Annotated in this window: 13 protein-coding genes; 10 read left to right on the top strand and 3 right to left on the bottom strand. The window is 53.1% G+C overall.

The annotated features are described in order from the left end of the window. Positions 1-77: 77 nt before the first annotated feature. From AC0LWN_RS17660 to thiH, 4 genes are read left to right on the top strand one after another with little or no spacing between them, the layout of a single operon-like run. Positions 78-752, top strand: a complete 675-nt coding sequence (locus AC0LWN_RS17660; protein ID WP_474667521.1) for a thiamine phosphate synthase — start codon at positions 78-80, stop codon at positions 750-752. Continuing rightward, a complete protein-coding gene (gene thiS, locus AC0LWN_RS17655; RefSeq protein WP_474667519.1) occupies positions 749-952 on the top strand; it encodes a sulfur carrier protein ThiS in 204 nt (67 codons plus the stop codon). The genes AC0LWN_RS17660 and thiS overlap by 4 nt, the downstream gene beginning before the upstream one ends. 38 nt (positions 953-990) lie before the next feature. Next, positions 991-1,791, top strand: a complete 801-nt coding sequence (locus AC0LWN_RS17650) for a thiazole synthase (protein ID WP_474667517.1) — start codon at positions 991-993, stop codon at positions 1,789-1,791. Beyond that, on the top strand, positions 1,778-2,878 hold the full coding sequence (gene thiH / locus AC0LWN_RS17645) for a 2-iminoacetate synthase ThiH (RefSeq protein WP_474667515.1): 1,101 nt from the start codon (positions 1,778-1,780) through the stop codon (positions 2,876-2,878). The genes AC0LWN_RS17650 and thiH overlap by 14 nt, the downstream gene beginning before the upstream one ends. 371 nt (positions 2,879-3,249) lie before the next feature. Here the strand turns inward: thiH and yfbR are convergent, their stop codons facing one another. Then, positions 3,250-3,885, bottom strand: a complete 636-nt coding sequence (gene yfbR, locus AC0LWN_RS17640; RefSeq protein ID WP_474667512.1) for a 5'-deoxynucleotidase — start codon at positions 3,883-3,885, stop codon at positions 3,250-3,252. Positions 3,886-3,989: 104 nt separating this feature from the next. Between yfbR and AC0LWN_RS17635 the strand changes: the two genes are divergently transcribed. Then, entirely contained in the window at positions 3,990-5,642 is a 1,653-nt protein-coding gene (locus AC0LWN_RS17635; protein ID WP_474667509.1) for a fumarate hydratase, read from the top strand. Positions 5,643-6,031: 389 nt separating this feature from the next. Further along, positions 6,032-9,007 carry an alpha-amylase family glycosyl hydrolase gene (locus tag AC0LWN_RS17630; protein ID WP_474667507.1) on the top strand — a complete coding sequence of 992 codons (2,976 nt, stop codon included), beginning with the start codon at positions 6,032-6,034 and terminating at the stop codon, positions 9,005-9,007. A 138-nt stretch (positions 9,008-9,145) separates the two neighbouring features. Here the strand turns inward: AC0LWN_RS17630 and AC0LWN_RS17625 are convergent, their stop codons facing one another. Beyond that, a complete protein-coding gene (locus AC0LWN_RS17625) occupies positions 9,146-9,808 on the bottom strand; it encodes a Crp/Fnr family transcriptional regulator (protein WP_474667505.1) in 663 nt (220 codons plus the stop codon). Between the two features lie 160 nt (positions 9,809-9,968). Here AC0LWN_RS17625 and AC0LWN_RS17620 point away from each other — a divergent pair, with 160 nt between their 5' ends. Continuing rightward, positions 9,969-10,289, top strand: a complete 321-nt coding sequence (locus AC0LWN_RS17620) for a cupin domain-containing protein (RefSeq protein WP_474667503.1) — start codon at positions 9,969-9,971, stop codon at positions 10,287-10,289. Positions 10,290-10,313: 24 nt separating this feature from the next. After that, a complete protein-coding gene (locus tag AC0LWN_RS17615) occupies positions 10,314-10,664 on the top strand; it encodes a cupin domain-containing protein (protein WP_474667501.1) in 351 nt (116 codons plus the stop codon). Between the two features lie 308 nt (positions 10,665-10,972). On the opposite strand, the gene AC0LWN_RS17610 is transcribed toward AC0LWN_RS17615, so the two are convergent. Beyond that, entirely contained in the window at positions 10,973-11,980 is a 1,008-nt protein-coding gene (locus AC0LWN_RS17610) for a LacI family DNA-binding transcriptional regulator (RefSeq protein WP_474667499.1), read from the bottom strand. 203 nt (positions 11,981-12,183) lie between these two features. Here AC0LWN_RS17610 and pnpS point away from each other — a divergent pair, with 203 nt between their 5' ends. Both pnpS and AC0LWN_RS17600 read left to right on the top strand, forming a co-directional pair. Further along, positions 12,184-13,977, top strand: coding sequence for a two-component system histidine kinase PnpS (gene pnpS / locus AC0LWN_RS17605; protein ID WP_474667497.1), 1,794 nt, complete (start codon positions 12,184-12,186; stop codon positions 13,975-13,977). Positions 13,978-14,367: 390 nt separating this feature from the next. Continuing rightward, positions 14,368-15,096, top strand: coding sequence for a response regulator transcription factor (locus AC0LWN_RS17600; RefSeq protein WP_458963008.1), 729 nt, complete (start codon positions 14,368-14,370; stop codon positions 15,094-15,096). Positions 15,097-15,258: the final 162 nt, after the last annotated feature.

Raw genomic sequence — 15,258 nt, 5'->3', positions numbered from 1 at the left:
TTCCTGTATATATTTCCGACTGCCTCCTATTGCTGGGGGCGGTTTTTTTGTGTTTGGTGTTGCAGCAACAACAATGAATGAAGGTGAACCGCTTGGCTGAAATTCATTTGATTTCGGACGGGAAGCTTGGGCCGGAGCGGTTGATTGCACTTGCTGCGGCTGTGCATCCACTTGTGGATTATATCCATCTGCGGGAAAAGCATTTGTCCGCCCGGGAGCTGCTGAACCTGACGGAGCAATTGATCAGGGCGGGAATCTCAGCGGCCAAGCTGATCATTAATGACCGTCTTGATGTTGCCCTTGCGGCCGGCGCGGGCGGTGTCCAGCTTGCCTGGCACAGCCTGCCGCCTGCTGCTGCCCGCGCCGCTGCTCCCGGCCTGCGGCTGGGGAGGTCGGTGCATTCTGCGGAGGAGGCCGCAGAAGCGGGAGAACAGGGGGCGGATTACTGCCTGTTCGGGCATGTGTTTGCCACAGCTTGCAAGCGGGGACAGCAAGAGCGTGGCCTTGATCTGCTGAGAGCAGCCGTGCGGGGCAGCAGCATTCCCCTGATTGCCATCGGCGGGATTGAACCGGGCAACGCTGGCCGGATTGTGCGGCAGGGCGCCGCAGGGATTGCGGTGATGTCCGGCATTTGCAGCAGCGCAGATCCTGTGGCTGCCGCTAAGGCTTACAGAGCGGCGGTGCAGAATAATTCCAGCGCGGCGGCTGTGAATATCGCTGATTCTTTTGGCGGAGGAGGTGAACAGGCGTGAAGCTGATCATTAATGGGAAAGCCGGGGTGTATGCAGAAGACTGCCGGACATTGGCCGACCTGCTATGCCTCCCTGAGTGGAACGGAAGGCTTGTAATTGTGGAGCTGAACGGTGAGATTGTCCCCAAAGACAATTACGGAGAAACGCTGCTCAGCGAAGGCGACCGGATAGAGCTGGTGCATTTTGTAGGCGGGGGCTGAGCTATTGTGAACAAAAATATTTATCAGGAGGCGGGTTCATGTTAGATCCATTGATTATTGGCGGCATTTCTTTATCCAGCCGTTTATTCATAGGTACAGGAAAATATAGCCGGAACACTCTGATTCCCGAGGTCATCGCACGTTCAGGCTCACAGGTGATTACGGTTGCTCTGCGCCGGGTTGATCCGGAGAGCAAAGACAATATTGTCAGCCATATTCCTGCCCATATGACGCTGCTGCCCAATACCTCAGGGGCTAGAACTGCTGAAGAGGCGGTGCGCATTGCGAGACTGGCTAGAGCGGCCGGCCTTGGCAATTGGGTCAAGATTGAGATCATTAACGATCAGAAGTATCTGCTGCCGGATAACCTGGAGACGATTCGGGCTACGGAAATTCTGGCCGCTGACGGCTTCGTAGTGCTTCCGTATATGAGCCCGGATCTGTCAGCAGCCATTCAGATGAAGAAGGCGGGAGCCGCCGCCATCATGCCGCTTGGCTCCCCGATAGGCTCGAACCGTGGCTTGAAGACGAAGGAGCTGCTGCGGATTCTGATTGCCGAGGTGGAGCTTCCCATTATTGTGGACGCGGGAATCGGCAAGCCGTCCGAAGCAGCAGAGGCGATGGAGCTTGGCGCAGCGGCTGTGCTGCTTAACACGGCTATCGCTACGGCCCGTGATCCGCTGCTGATGGCCGAAGCGTTCCGCGATGCGGTAACCGCAGGCCGCAAAGCCTACTTGGCCGGACTAGGGCCGGTGGAAGAGACTGCCGTAGCATCTTCGCCCTTGACGGGTTTTCTGCAGTGCCTTACGGAAATGGGGGAGGAACATGAGCTTTTATGAGACACTGACCCGTCTGGAGCAGCTTCCTTACGAAGCTTTATGGAAAGCATATCAGGTGGAGGATGTGAGGCGGGCAATCCGCAAGGAGCATCTGGAAGAGCGGGATCTTCAAGCCCTGCTGTCCCCGGCTGCGGAGACTTGTCTGGAGGAGATGGCCCAGCGTGCGCAGCAGCTGACCCGTTCGCATTTTGGACATGTCATGCAGATGTTCACACCGATGTATCTCGCCGACTTCTGCGTGAATCACTGCACTTATTGCAGCTTTAGCTCCATATATGATTTTCCGCGAAAAAGATTGACGTCGGAGCAGGTGGGGCAAGAGGGACGGGCGATTTCCGCCACAGGTCTCCGGCACATCCTGCTGCTTACTGGGGAATCCCGCAGGGAAAGTCCGGCCTCCTACGTGAAGGAATGCGTGGAAATCCTCCGCAAATATTTCTCTTCCATCAGCATCGAGGTGAACCCGCTGTCCACGGAGGAATATAAGGAGCTTAGGGAGGCTGGAGTGGACGGCTTGACGCTGTATCAGGAGGTCTATCATCAGGAGACGTACCGCAAGCTGCATGTCAAGGGTCCCAAGCGGGTCTACCGCAACCGTCTGGATGCGCCTGAACGGGGCTGCCAGGCCGGGTTCCGCTCGGTGAACATCGGTGCTCTCCTCGGGATGTATGACTGGCGGCAGGAAGCCTTTATGACCGCGATGCATGCACGTTATTTGCAGAACAAATATCCCGAATGCGAAATCGGCCTCTCCGCTCCGCGGTTCCGCCCGTATTTGGGCGAGTTCAACCCGGACAGTGATGTAACCGACCGTGCGCTGGTGCAAATTATTCTGGCTTACCGCCTGTTTCTGCCGCGTGCCGGCCTTACCTTATCCACCCGGGAGCCGGCTGCCTTGCGTGATCATCTGATTCATTTGGGAATCACCAAAATGTCGGCGGGAGTCTCTACAGAGGTAGGAGGCCATACCCAGGAAGGCGGTACTCCGCAGTTCGAAATCTCGGATGAACGGAGTGTGCCTGCAATTGTGGATATGCTGGAGGCAAATGGTCTGCAGCCGGTATTCAAGGATTGGGATTTTTACTAGATCTTGGTAATTATAAAGGAGGCTTAAGTGGAAAAAGTAAACCTAAAACGGGCGCTCCTAGTTTCCTCATACCGCAAGTGGGAAAAAGGAAACCTAATCCAGCTGTATGTGCCTTCAGTCCCTGATTTTAGCCGAAATATTTGGAGGAAATCCCACTAAACCCTGCTGTGGAGCAGAAAGCTGTGAATTAGTTCTACTAATTCCACCTAACTTTTTCAGCTCGGCTGAACGCATGCTGAACCCTGGTTGAACCAGGGTTGAACCCTCTGACAAACCTGGTTGCGGTCAAGGAGATATTCCTATGGTGCGTCCACTCACGAAAATTGAGGGCAGTGTTCCCGCTTCATTCGCAGGTCCGCTACCCTTTACTGCTATTCGCCATTTTCCACGGATTCGTTCCCACCCATTCCGGCGGACAGCTCATCCAGGGACATTTCAAAGCCCGGAGCCATATGGGTCAGGAAGTACTCCATCTCCGGCATTGCCAGCGCGCGCAGCTTCGCGGCGGTCTGCTCCTTGGCGGCGGCGAATTCACGGTTGCCTGCGGCGACCTCCCAGACGCATTTCAGATAGGCGTCCAGGTGATCCGCCGCTTTGACATAACGCAGCAGCCCGGCATCCCCGGAGCCGGGAGGGCTGATCTGCGGCTGCAGGAGCGGCGTGTAGACGGCCGCAAGCTCCGGCGGTATCATCGCCGCCAGCCGTTCGGCGGCGATCCGCTCCATCTCGCGGAAGCTGGACAGCAGACGCGGGTTGTTATGCTTCACCGGCGTGGCGATGTCGCCGGTGAAGACCTCGGCGGCGTCGTGAAACAGCGCCATTGCGGCGGCCCGGTCGGCGTTCAGTGACCGGGCGAAGTGGACATTGCCGATGGAGCAGAGCATATGCGCCAGCAGGGCTACATGGAACGAGTGCTGTGCGACATTTTCAGGAGCGGTGCTGCGCATGAGGCTCCAGCGCTGAATATACTGCAGCCGGTACAGATAGGCGGAAAAATGGTAATTCAATTTTTAGGTAACCCCTTTCATACGTGGCTTAATATGTTATGATAATAACTAATTGTAACAGAGTTTGGACAACCGCGAACGTATGGAGAGGAGCTGGACTAAGGATGCAGCATTTTGAAGACAGCGTGTATAATCTGATCGTAGAGACCTCCACGAATCTGCCGGGCGATGTGCGCCGGGCGGTAGCGAAAGGTCGCGCTATGGAGGACCGGGCGACCCGGTCTGGCTTGGCGCTCACCACCATTGCGCAGAATATCGGCATGGCTGAACTCCAAGTCTCGCCGATCTGTCAGGATACAGGGATGCCGACCTTCATCATTCATACGCCGGTGGGCATCAATCAGATTGAGATGAAGAAGGACATTCATAACGCCATTATCCGGGCCACGAAGAACGGCAAGCTGCGCCCCAACTCTGTAGATTCGCTTACCGGCGAGAATAGCGGAGACAACCTTGGCGCGGGTACACCGGTGATTCATTTCGAGCAGTGGGAAGAAGAAGATGTGGATGTCCGGCTCATTCTGAAGGGCGGCGGCTGTGAGAATAAAAATATCCAGTACAGCCTTCCGGCAGATCTGGAGGGGCTGGGCAAAGCGGGCCGCGATCTTGATGGAATCCGCAAATGTATTCTCCATGCTGTATACCAGGCACAGGGTCAGGGCTGCAGCGCAGGCTTCATTGGCGTCGGTATTGGCGGTGACCGGACAACTGGCTATGAGCTGGCGAAGAAACAGTTGTTCCGCAAGGTAGAGGATATCAACCCCAACCAAGACCTCGGCAAGCTGGAAGAATATATTATGGAGAATGCCAACAAGCTGGGCATCGGCACGATGGGCTTCGGCGGTGAGGTTACGCTGCTGGGCTGCAAGATCGGTGTGATGAACCGGCTTCCGGCCAGCTTTTTCGTCTCGGTTGCTTATAATTGCTGGGCGTTCCGCCGCCAGGGGGTACTTGTTGATCCGGCGACCGGCAACATCAAGGAATGGCTGTATGAGAGCGGCACGGGAATATCTGTTGAGGCTGATGACAGCTCCGTACCGGCTGCTATACCTGAACCGGTGGCGGTTACTGTGGGTGGCGGAGCCTCTGGGGCCGTTCCCGGGGATGCCACGATCCCTGCAGCGGAAACGACTGGAGGAACTGAATCCAAGCCCGGGGAAGGGACGGCTGAACAGTCCCGTGAGATCCGCCTGACTACACCGATCAGCGAGGAAGACATCCGCAGTCTGCGGGTAGGCGATGTTGTAATACTCTCTGGGGAGATGCACACCGGACGCGATGCGCTGCATAAGTATCTGATGGATCACGAATCGCCGGTTGATCTGAATGGGGCGGTGATTTACCACTGCGGGCCAGTGATGCTGAAGGATGACGAGGGCTGGCATGTGAAGGCTGCGGGCCCAACCACAAGCATCCGCGAGGAGCCTTACCAAGGCGATATCATGCGTAAATTCGGCATCCGTGCGGTCATTGGCAAGGGGGGAATGGGTCCCAAGACGCTGAAGGCGCTGCAGGAGCATGGGGGTGTCTATCTCAATGCGATTGGCGGAGCAGCGCAATATTACGCCGAATGCATCAAGCAGGTGGATGGCGTCGATTTCATGGAATTCGGAATCCCGGAGGCGATGTGGCATTTACAGGTGGACGGCTTCGCCGCCATCGTTACTATGGACGCGCACGGCAACAGCCTGCATGCCGACGTAGAGAAGGATTCTGCCGCCAAGCTGGCCCAGTTCCGGGAACCGGTATTCAAATAAAGCAAGCCATATGTATGCAGGAAGTCTTCCTCCGGATTTAATGGGGGAAGGCTTTTTTTAAATATAAGAAAGTATAAGTTTCACGCTATACTTTATCCTTATATTTCTCGCTGAAACGGATACCGTCCTTCTAAGGACGCCGTAGCCGTTTCTCCTTGGTGCAAATTTATTAAAGTTATGGCCTAAACCGGGCTTCCATTTCTAGCAAAATCCTTAATCTATCAACGATATTTTTAAGCTTGACAACGCATACATAAGCATGTTAATTTTTAGAAGGAAACCGGTTTCCCATCCTGTAGCATGGTCCTGCAACAGTTGTCTTGCAAGTGAGGGAAGTGTATTCACAGGCAGTAAAGTTCTAATGTGCTCATATGAGAGGGAGATGAGGAATGAAACGCAAATTTTGGCTTGTTCCGGTTCTAATCATGTCTATGGTTCTTTCTATCACGACGAATTTGTTTGTGCTGCCGCCCGCAAAGGCCGAAGCGGCCAGCATCGGGACCGTTACCGAGAACGACACGATTTATCAGATCATGGTTGACCGTTTTAATGATGGGGATTCCTCCAACAACGCCACCGGAGCCGCCATTCGTTATGGTGAGAACTCTGAGGAAGATTTCCGTTATATGAAGGGCGGGGACTGGCAGGGAGTTATCGACAAGCTGCCCTACATTCACAACATGGGATACACCGCTATTTGGATCTCTCCGGTTGCAGAGCCGCAGATGACTAACCGCGATAACAACGGTACAGGGAAAAACACAGCCTACCACGGCTATAACGTAAAAAATCCTAACGCTGCGAATCCCTATTTTGGAACCAAAGAGAAGCTTAAGGAACTGGTGGACTCCGCACATGCGCTCGGAATTAAGGTCATTATTGACGTAGTTCCGAACCATGTCGGAGACTACATGCTGGGTACGCAGGCTTATTATGATATACCGGCTTTGCAGCCGGCAGCGCCTTTCAATAACCCGGCCTGGTATCACCATAATGGAGATATCAACTGGTCGCTGGCAGACGGAAGATATGATCAATGGGCCCAGGATTATTTAGAGAATCACGATCTTGGCGGGCTGGATGATATCGACTTTGACGTTCCAGCCGCCAAGCAGGCCATATTCAATTCTATTAAAGGCTGGTTTGACTACACGGGAGCGGACGGCGCCCGCGTTGATGCTGCGAAGCTGATCAAGCCGACGGATATCGGCGAATTGCAGAATCTGCTCGGAGTCAACACGTTCGGCGAGAATTTTGACGGAAATGCGGAATTCGTCTCCCGCTGGGTAGGCAACAACAAGGAATGGGGCATGCTCGATTTCCCGATGTTCTTCTCGGTGCTGAACAGCTTCGCTTACGGGCAGTCTTTTGACTCCAATATCAAAAGCACACTAGCCCAAGATTCCTATTACAACGGAAATGCGAACCATATGGTTACATTTATCGACAATCATGACCGTAACCGGTTCCTGACGGAAGCCGGAGGCAGCGTTGAGAAGCTGCAGAACGCGCTGTCCTTCATCTTCACCGTACGCGGAACACCGGTGGTCTTCCAGGGCACGGAACAGAATAAAGGCAATGGCAACGGCCAGATTATGACAGGCGGAATCGCCGATACCTGGAACCGCTGGTCGATGGTGAAGCGGGATGCGAACGGCAATGTTCTGCAGAACTATTTTAATGAGAACACGAACACCTACAAGCATATTGCCAAACTGAATGAAATCCGCAAAAACAATCCGGCGCTCCGCACAGGCACCCAGCGTGAAATGTGGTCTGCCCAGAATTTGTACGCGTTCTCCCGCCGTGTAGACAGCGGAACTAATGTGGGCCAGGAGGTTATCTCCGTATTCAGCAACAAATCCAGCGGATCGCAGACAGTCACCATTCCGCTGCGTGCAGAGAGTACGCTGGCTGTTGGAACTGTTCTGATTAATCAATTGAATACATCCGACACGGTAACCGTTCAATCAGGCGGCGCAACCGGCAAGCAAATTACCGTAACGGTGGATGCAAACTCAGCCAAAATCTATTCCAAGACGCAGCCTATTGTGGATACTGAAGCACCGACTGTCCCGGGAAATGTGACGGCCATAGTGCAGAATGCATCCAGTGCGCTCGTAAGCTGGTCGGCTTCCACTGACAATGTCGGGGTAACCGGCTATGAGATTTACCGTGATGGGGTGAAGGTGGGAACCTCTGCCACAACCTCTTACACCGACAACGGGTTGTCAGCGCAAACGAGCTACAGCTATAAGGTAAAAGCTTTTGATGCGGCAGGCAATCTGTCGGCACTCAGCGCAGCAGCTCTGGTGACCACTCCTGCCGGAAATAATGTAACCATCTATTACAAGCAGGGCTACACTACGCCATACATTCATTACCGTCCGGCAGGAGGAACGTGGACGACAGCACCGGGTGTAGCGATACCGGTATCTGAAGTACCGGGCTACAATAAAATTACGATTAACATTGGCTCAGCCTCTCAGCTCGAAGCCTGCTTCAACAATGGCAGCGGCACTTGGGACAGCAACGGCGGCAGTAACTATCTGTTCGGCACCGGCACCTGGACCTATACGCCAACCGGAAGCATTCAGCCAGGCGGACCGGTGACACCAACGGCTTCACCAACGCCAACGCCGACGGTAACACCAACACCAACGCCAACAGTAGCGCCAACACCTACACCAACGACTACACCGACACCAACGCCAACAGTAACACCAACGGTTACGCCGACAGCGACGCCAACCGCGACACCTGTAGGCAACACGGCGACGATTTATTACAAGAATACAGCGTATACGAACTCTTATATCCATTATAAGGTAGACGGTTCGACGGTGTGGACCACAGCACCGGGAACACAGATGCAGGCTTCTGCGTTCTCAGGCTACAAATCCATTACGCTCCCGTTGGAAGGTGCATCAGGGCTGACCGCAGCCTTTAATAACGGCAGCGGTACCTGGGACAATAACGGCGGCAATAATTATCATTTTGCCTCAGGGGTCTGGAGTCTGGTGAACGGCAGCATTGCAGCAGGTGAACCCCAGGCAGACAGCGTGACGTTCCGGGTCAGCGTTCCCGGCTCGACGCCTGCAAGCGGACCAGTCTTCCTGACAGGCTCATTTAACAGTTGGAATGCGGCGGACCCCGCTTATCAACTGACCAAAGGCAGCGATGGAGTGTACTCGATTACACTGAGCCTGCCAGCCGGAACGGCAGTGCAGTATAAGATTACACGCGGAAGCTGGGCGACCGTCGAGACGGCCTCCAGCGGCGCAGATATCGCGAACCGGACATTGACCCCGGCAGGCGGGGCCCAGACCGTCTCCTTGACCGTGCAGCGCTGGAAGGATCTATAGAGACAGCCCAGTCCATTTAATAACCGCAAAAAGACAGCAAAGCAGCGATTCTCCCATTATTGGAGGATCGCTGCTCTTGTGTTTTCGGTCATTTTTATCGGATTGCCGGCTTGGTCCGGCAGCGAACGAAGAGACCCGTTATTCACTTTGAAGAAGCCGGAAGGCATTGCGGGAATAGGTGAGGACACCTTCTGCCTTCATCCGGCTTAGCTCGCGGGACAAGGCGCTTCTGTCCACACCCAGGTAATAGGCCAGCTCCTCCCGCGAAAAAGGAATGGTAAAGCTGGGGCTGTTATTTTTTTTCGCCTGCTGCTGCAAGTAATAGAGAATTTTGTTGCGAAGATTTTTATGCGTCACGATGTCCAGCTTGTCATATAGTTCCTGATTCTTGTGCAGAATAAGGCTGACGAGATTCTCAATAATCCTGGCTCTCAGCGTGCAAATCACCTGGCCGGGACGCACGATCTGATCAATCCGAATGAACAGCACTTCGCAATCAGTTGCCGCCGTTATCTCATAGCCTGTCTGCTGCTGGCCGGCATGAAGCGCCGTTTCCCCGACAATGGCCCCTGCATTTAGCTCCGAAAAAATAAACCGCATCCCCATAGGATCTTCCTTGCACATGAACAGGGTGCCCTGCAGAACGACCCCAATCGAATGCAGTTGCTCCTCATTGTTGATAATAATCTCTTTCTTCCGGTAGGTTTGGCTGTACCCGCCCAGACAGGCTAGGGACTGAACAATCTCCTGCTCGGAAAAACCTTTGAACAACGCCGTTTCCTTAAACATATTACTGTACATTTTCGAAAATTGTCACCTCCTGTTGCCATGGCAACCGAAAATTAGCGTAAGCTCTGCTATACTTTCAGTAATTGATAAACATTCTCAATGACTTGCTAAGATCATTATAGTTCATTTTGCAAGTTGTGACTGCTATTTTTGCAAAAGTTAGGAGGCTGCTATGAACATTCCCTTTGAGCAGGCAGTAAATTTACGCGATTTGGTGATATACCGTGACCGGCAAATTACGAGCCGTACGCTGGCAAGCGGGGTCAATATGGATCTGCTGCTGTACGCAATGGATTCCGGTGAGAGCATCAGCAACGAATCCTCGCCGAATACGAAAGTCATCTATGTGCTGGAAGGACAACTGAATCTAACGCTTCAAGGGCAACCTGTTGCCGTTAGCGCAGGCGAATTCTTCGCAATTACAAGGAATACGGAGCACTCTATCGAGGCGCCGGCCAGATGCAAGTTTGTGCAAGTGAATGGGTTAAATTAACAGAAGAAGAGGAGCATGATCCATATGGAAAACAGCCAATATATCAAAAAGCTGCCGCACTCGCAGGTCATGAAGCTGGACGAGCTGATCCCGGTAGCCCCTAATCAAACCTCAAGCATGACACTGGTGCAGCGCCCGAATCTGGGCATGACGTTATTCTCTTTGGACCAAGGGGAAGGCATTAAGATGCATACGACAAAAGGGGATGCGCTGGTTCAGATACTGTCGGGCGTGGCTGAAATTACGATTGGCGATCAGCAATATACTGTCTCGCAGGGGGAATCCATTGTGATGCCTTCGGAGATTCCACATGCGCTGCAGGCGCGGGAAGCTTTTCACATGCTGCTGACGGTAGTCAAGCCGGACAAAGAATAGAGATCAGGGAGGCGGGGTTCTGAAGCCGGGCGGGGTTTGTTGACTCATGATATTATGCTGACTCCGAGCACTCCCGAAGGTCTGGTGGATTCCTTGAGAGGCATCATCCGGGTGAATGTATCAAAAGTCTAAATTATATCGTAGTCAGCAGTAGAAAATAATACGTAGCTACCGGGGCGTTCCCATACGGAGCGACCCTTGCGGCGCAAAAAGAGGCCAAATACGGCCTCTTTTTGTTGCGGGCAGGAACTGGCAGCTTATTCATCAAATTCTGGAAAACATCCGGATTTTTAATGTGAAGTTAGCTGTTATCTCGCAGAGGACTCCCGCACAATAAGCTCCGGCTCCAGCTGCATTTGCCGTGATGCCATACCGCTGCCCTGAATACGCTCCATCAGCCACTGGCCGGAGGTTACGCCAAGCCTGAAGGTATCTATATTCAGCGAGGTGAGTGGAGGAGTCGTATAACGCGACAAGGGATACTCGTCAAAAGCGGCAACGCCAAGCTGTGCGGGAACTTCAATTCCCAGCTCGCGGGCGGCTTTCAGCACACCGAAGGCGACATAGTTGGTCATGCATACAACAGAGTCAGGGCGTTCTTCAGATGATAAAAGCTCCCGTGCAGCCCGGTAACCCTCATGCTCGTCAGCCCGGACGTTTACAGTCCAGTCCTCCCGGGCGCTGAGTCCTGCCTGCTGCAAAGCCTGAAGATAGCCGCTTAGTCTCCGGGTGAAAATCCGCTCATCCCGTTCTCCGCCAATAAAAGCGGGTCTGGCATAACCCTGCTGCAATAGATGGCTGGTCAGCATTCTGCCCCCGGCTTCATTGTCGAAATCCACCCAGCTTGCGGGAGCATCAATCTCACCGATGGAGACATAGGGGAAGTCCAGCCGGTCCAGCTCCATGGACAGCTCTTTGGTCAGCACCGAGTTGTTGGCAATAATGCCGTCGACACGCTGGTTCAGCACAAGCCTGTTCAGGAAATGGCCTTCCTCATCATTATGCTGGACATTGCAGATCGTTAATTCATATTTCAGAGGTCCGATTACACTCTCAATCCCCCCGATAATATTGTAAAAGAACTGGTTGAGGAATTCGCTTTCCTTGGACATGTCCACCAGCAGCCCGACCGTATGGCTTCTTTGTCTGGCTAGACCTGTAGCTATACTGCTTGGCGTATAATTCATTTGCTTCATGATCTCGCGGACTCTGAGCTTGGTTTCGGCGGATATTTTGGGAGAATCGTTCAGCACCTTGGAGACGGTGGATTTAGCCACATTGGCGGCTTTGGCAACATCCGAAATTGTTACTTTCATCGGCTTCCCTCGCGAACTTTAACATTTTTGTGAGCATGAGCTTCTGCTTGTCATAATACCATAATTTCAAAAAGGCCTCTATTCGGCTTTAAGCTCCTCTCAAGTTTACACTGCGTTGATAATCTTTGAGGAACTGGTATTTTGGCGAAAATGAAGGTAGGATGTTCTCAAGGACATAATGATAAGAAAGAGGACTAATTCTGATGAAACCGTTTCGCATTCGCCTCACGGTCATACTGATGGCACTGATTGGAATATCCATGATCGGCGCCGGTATAACTATGGCACAATTGTTTAAGAACTCCCATATTTCAGCGCTCGAAGAGAACATGTCCCGGGAAATAAAATTGCTCTCTGGCACCTTCAAATTCATTGATATGAACGGTCCGGATGCTATGACTTACTACACGGCGGAGGCTAAACGTATCGCCAAGCTGACCAATTCACGAATAACCTTTATTACTAAGGATGGCAAAGTTATCGGTGATTCAGAGAAGAACCCGCTGGAAATGGACAACCACTCGACCCGTGAAGAGGAAGTGCTTGCAGCCAAGGAAGGAATTGGCCGGGCGATCCGCTACAGCGACACGCTGGACCGTAAAATGCTTTATGTGGCCGGAGCCGTTGTCTCGGATCAGGGCTTTGACGGCTATATCCGTCTTTCTATGGGCCTCGACGCTGTGACGGAGGGGCTGAACCGTGCCTGGATGATTATGGCCGGCGGACTTGTGCTGCTGTTCATCGCGGCGACCTTTGTCAGCTACAAGGTAGCTTCCAGTATGACCTCACCGCTTGAGCAGATTACAAGGGTGGCCCGCCGCATTACCGACTTGGACTACGATGCCAGAGTACCGATGCGGCGCAAGGATGAGGTCGGGCAGCTCGCGAACGCGATCAATGCCATGGCGGACAGCCTGCAGGCCCAGCTTAAGACGATCCGCGACAACGAGGATCTACTGCAGAGCGTGCTGGACAACATGACCGGCGGGATTGTCATGATCAATGCCGAAGGTGAGATTGCGCTGCTGAACCGTGCCTCGGAGCGGCTGCTGGATGTGAAGAACAGCGAGATGACCGGACACTCCTATAAGGAGCTGAAGCATCATTATGAGCTTACCCGTCTGATTGAGGAGGGCGTTTCCCGCAAGGAGCCGATTCATGAAGAGCGGAGCATCTATAACCCTGCGGAGCGGATTGTGCGGCTGGATGGCGTTCCAATGATGCAGGACGGCGCCTGCCGGGGGATGCTGTTCCTGCTGCAGGAGGTTACGGAAATCCGCCGTCTGGAAAAAATGCGCAGTGAGTTCGTGGCCAACGTGTCCCATGAGCTGAAGACTCCGGTTGCCGCTGTCAAAGGCTTTGCCGAGACGCTGCTCGGCGGCGGTGTGACGGACGAGAAGACCGCCCGCTCTTTTCTGCAGATTATTTATGATGAGAATGAGCGTCTGAACCGTCTGATCGGAGATATTCTGGAGCTGTCCAAAATTGAATCCAAACGTGTGCAGCTGGAATGCTCGCCTGTACATCTGATTGAATTTTTCGATTCTATGCTGGAGACGATGAGCAAGGTTGCGGAGAAGAAGAATATCAGTCTTAGTGCAGATGTGCCTGCAGAGCTGTTCGTGGAGGGCGATGAGGACAAGCTGCGACAGATTTTCATGAATCTGCTCTCCAATGCAATCAATTATACGCACGAAGGGGGAAGCGTGAAGGTAACCGTTGTTAACGGGCAGAAGACCGATGGCACGGAAACGGTTGTCTTTACCGTCAGAGATACCGGGATGGGCATTCCGCGCAAGGATCTGCCCCGGATCTTCGAGCGGTTCTACCGGGTGGACAAAGCGAGATCCAGAAGCTCCGGCGGAACCGGTCTGGGGCTGTCGATTGTCAAGCATCTGGTAGAGCTGCACCGCGGCTCAATCTCAGTAGAGAGCGACCTCGGCATCGGCAGCTCCTTCATCCTTGAACTCCCGCTGCTGCAGGATGAAGCGGAGTAGGCTGGGAGGCTGGCTTTTGGAGTGGCGGGCGCTGGATAATTGTAATTTGTGCAGTTAAAAAGCAGGCGTAAGCCGCATTTTTACCAATAAATGTACTCCGTACAGTTAAAATTGGCGAAAGGTCCTCTTTTGCTGCATCGCTGCCTGTTTAAATGTACAGATTACAATTAAATTGGTTCCAGTGCTAAAAATGGAATTTTTAGTTGTAGCAAATACAATTAAGGCAGGGACGGGCATCTTGAGCGTTTCTGGCAAGCAGTATAGTATTAAATTTATAGCGCGGAAATATAATGAAAGCTTAATTATTTTACACCGGCTTAACATTCTGGTGATATGATGGGCATGCCAACAGTTTTGTAAATTTTAAAACATATGAAGACGGGGGAACCTATGGCACAACGATTGCTTGTCATTGAAGATGAACCGACACTTGCCCGGCTGCTGTCCTATAATTTGACGCAGGAAGGCTATGAGGTGACGGTGGAGGATCATGGAACGGCAGGATACGACCGTGCGACTAGAGAACCTTTTGATTTAATCGTATTGGATCTCATGCTGCCTGGTATGAACGGAATTGATATTCTGGATAAACTGCGCGGTCAGGGCATCCGTACGCCTGTTATCGTGCTAACCGCCAAAAATGCTGAAGAGGATGTAGTCCGCGGACTGAAATCCGGCGCCGATGACTATATTACCAAGCCTTTTGGCGTATCGGAGCTGCTCGCCCGGGTCAGTGCGGTGCTGCGCCGGATATCCGGGATGGCCGAGGAGGTGCAGCCGGAAGCTGCTGTGGCCGCTTCAACTATTATTCTGGGCCAACTGGAAATTTACCCTGAACGGTATGAGGTGTCGCTGGGCGGACAGAGCATCAATCTGCGGCCTAAGGAATTCGAGGTTCTGCTGTATCTGGCCCGCAAGCCGGGTGTGGTGCTTACCCGGGATGATCTGATGAATGCCGTCTGGGGTTTTGACTATATCGGCGGACAGCGCACGGTGGATGTTCATGTCAGCTCCCTGCGCAAGAAGCTCGAGCTGGACCCGGAATCGGTGCATATTGATTCTATCCGGGGGGTAGGCTATAAACTGGTTGTGAACAAAAAAAGAACGCCTGTCATTTGAGATGACGGCGTTCTTTTTTGAGTACGCCCAGCATGGGCGTCATCTCTAGGGTGAAAGTCCCGAGCGGGGGCTGGCAAGCGCCTACCGTTAGCCAAGGGCAAGGGTGTCCATCGCGAGGTGGAATCTGAAGGAAGCCGGGGGCAAAAGCACGGCCTGAGGTAC

Source organism: Paenibacillus sp. sgz302115 (genome assembly GCF_056120445.1).
Note: the sequence above shows the minus strand (reverse complement) of the source record. Positions and strands in the feature narration are given on the sequence as shown.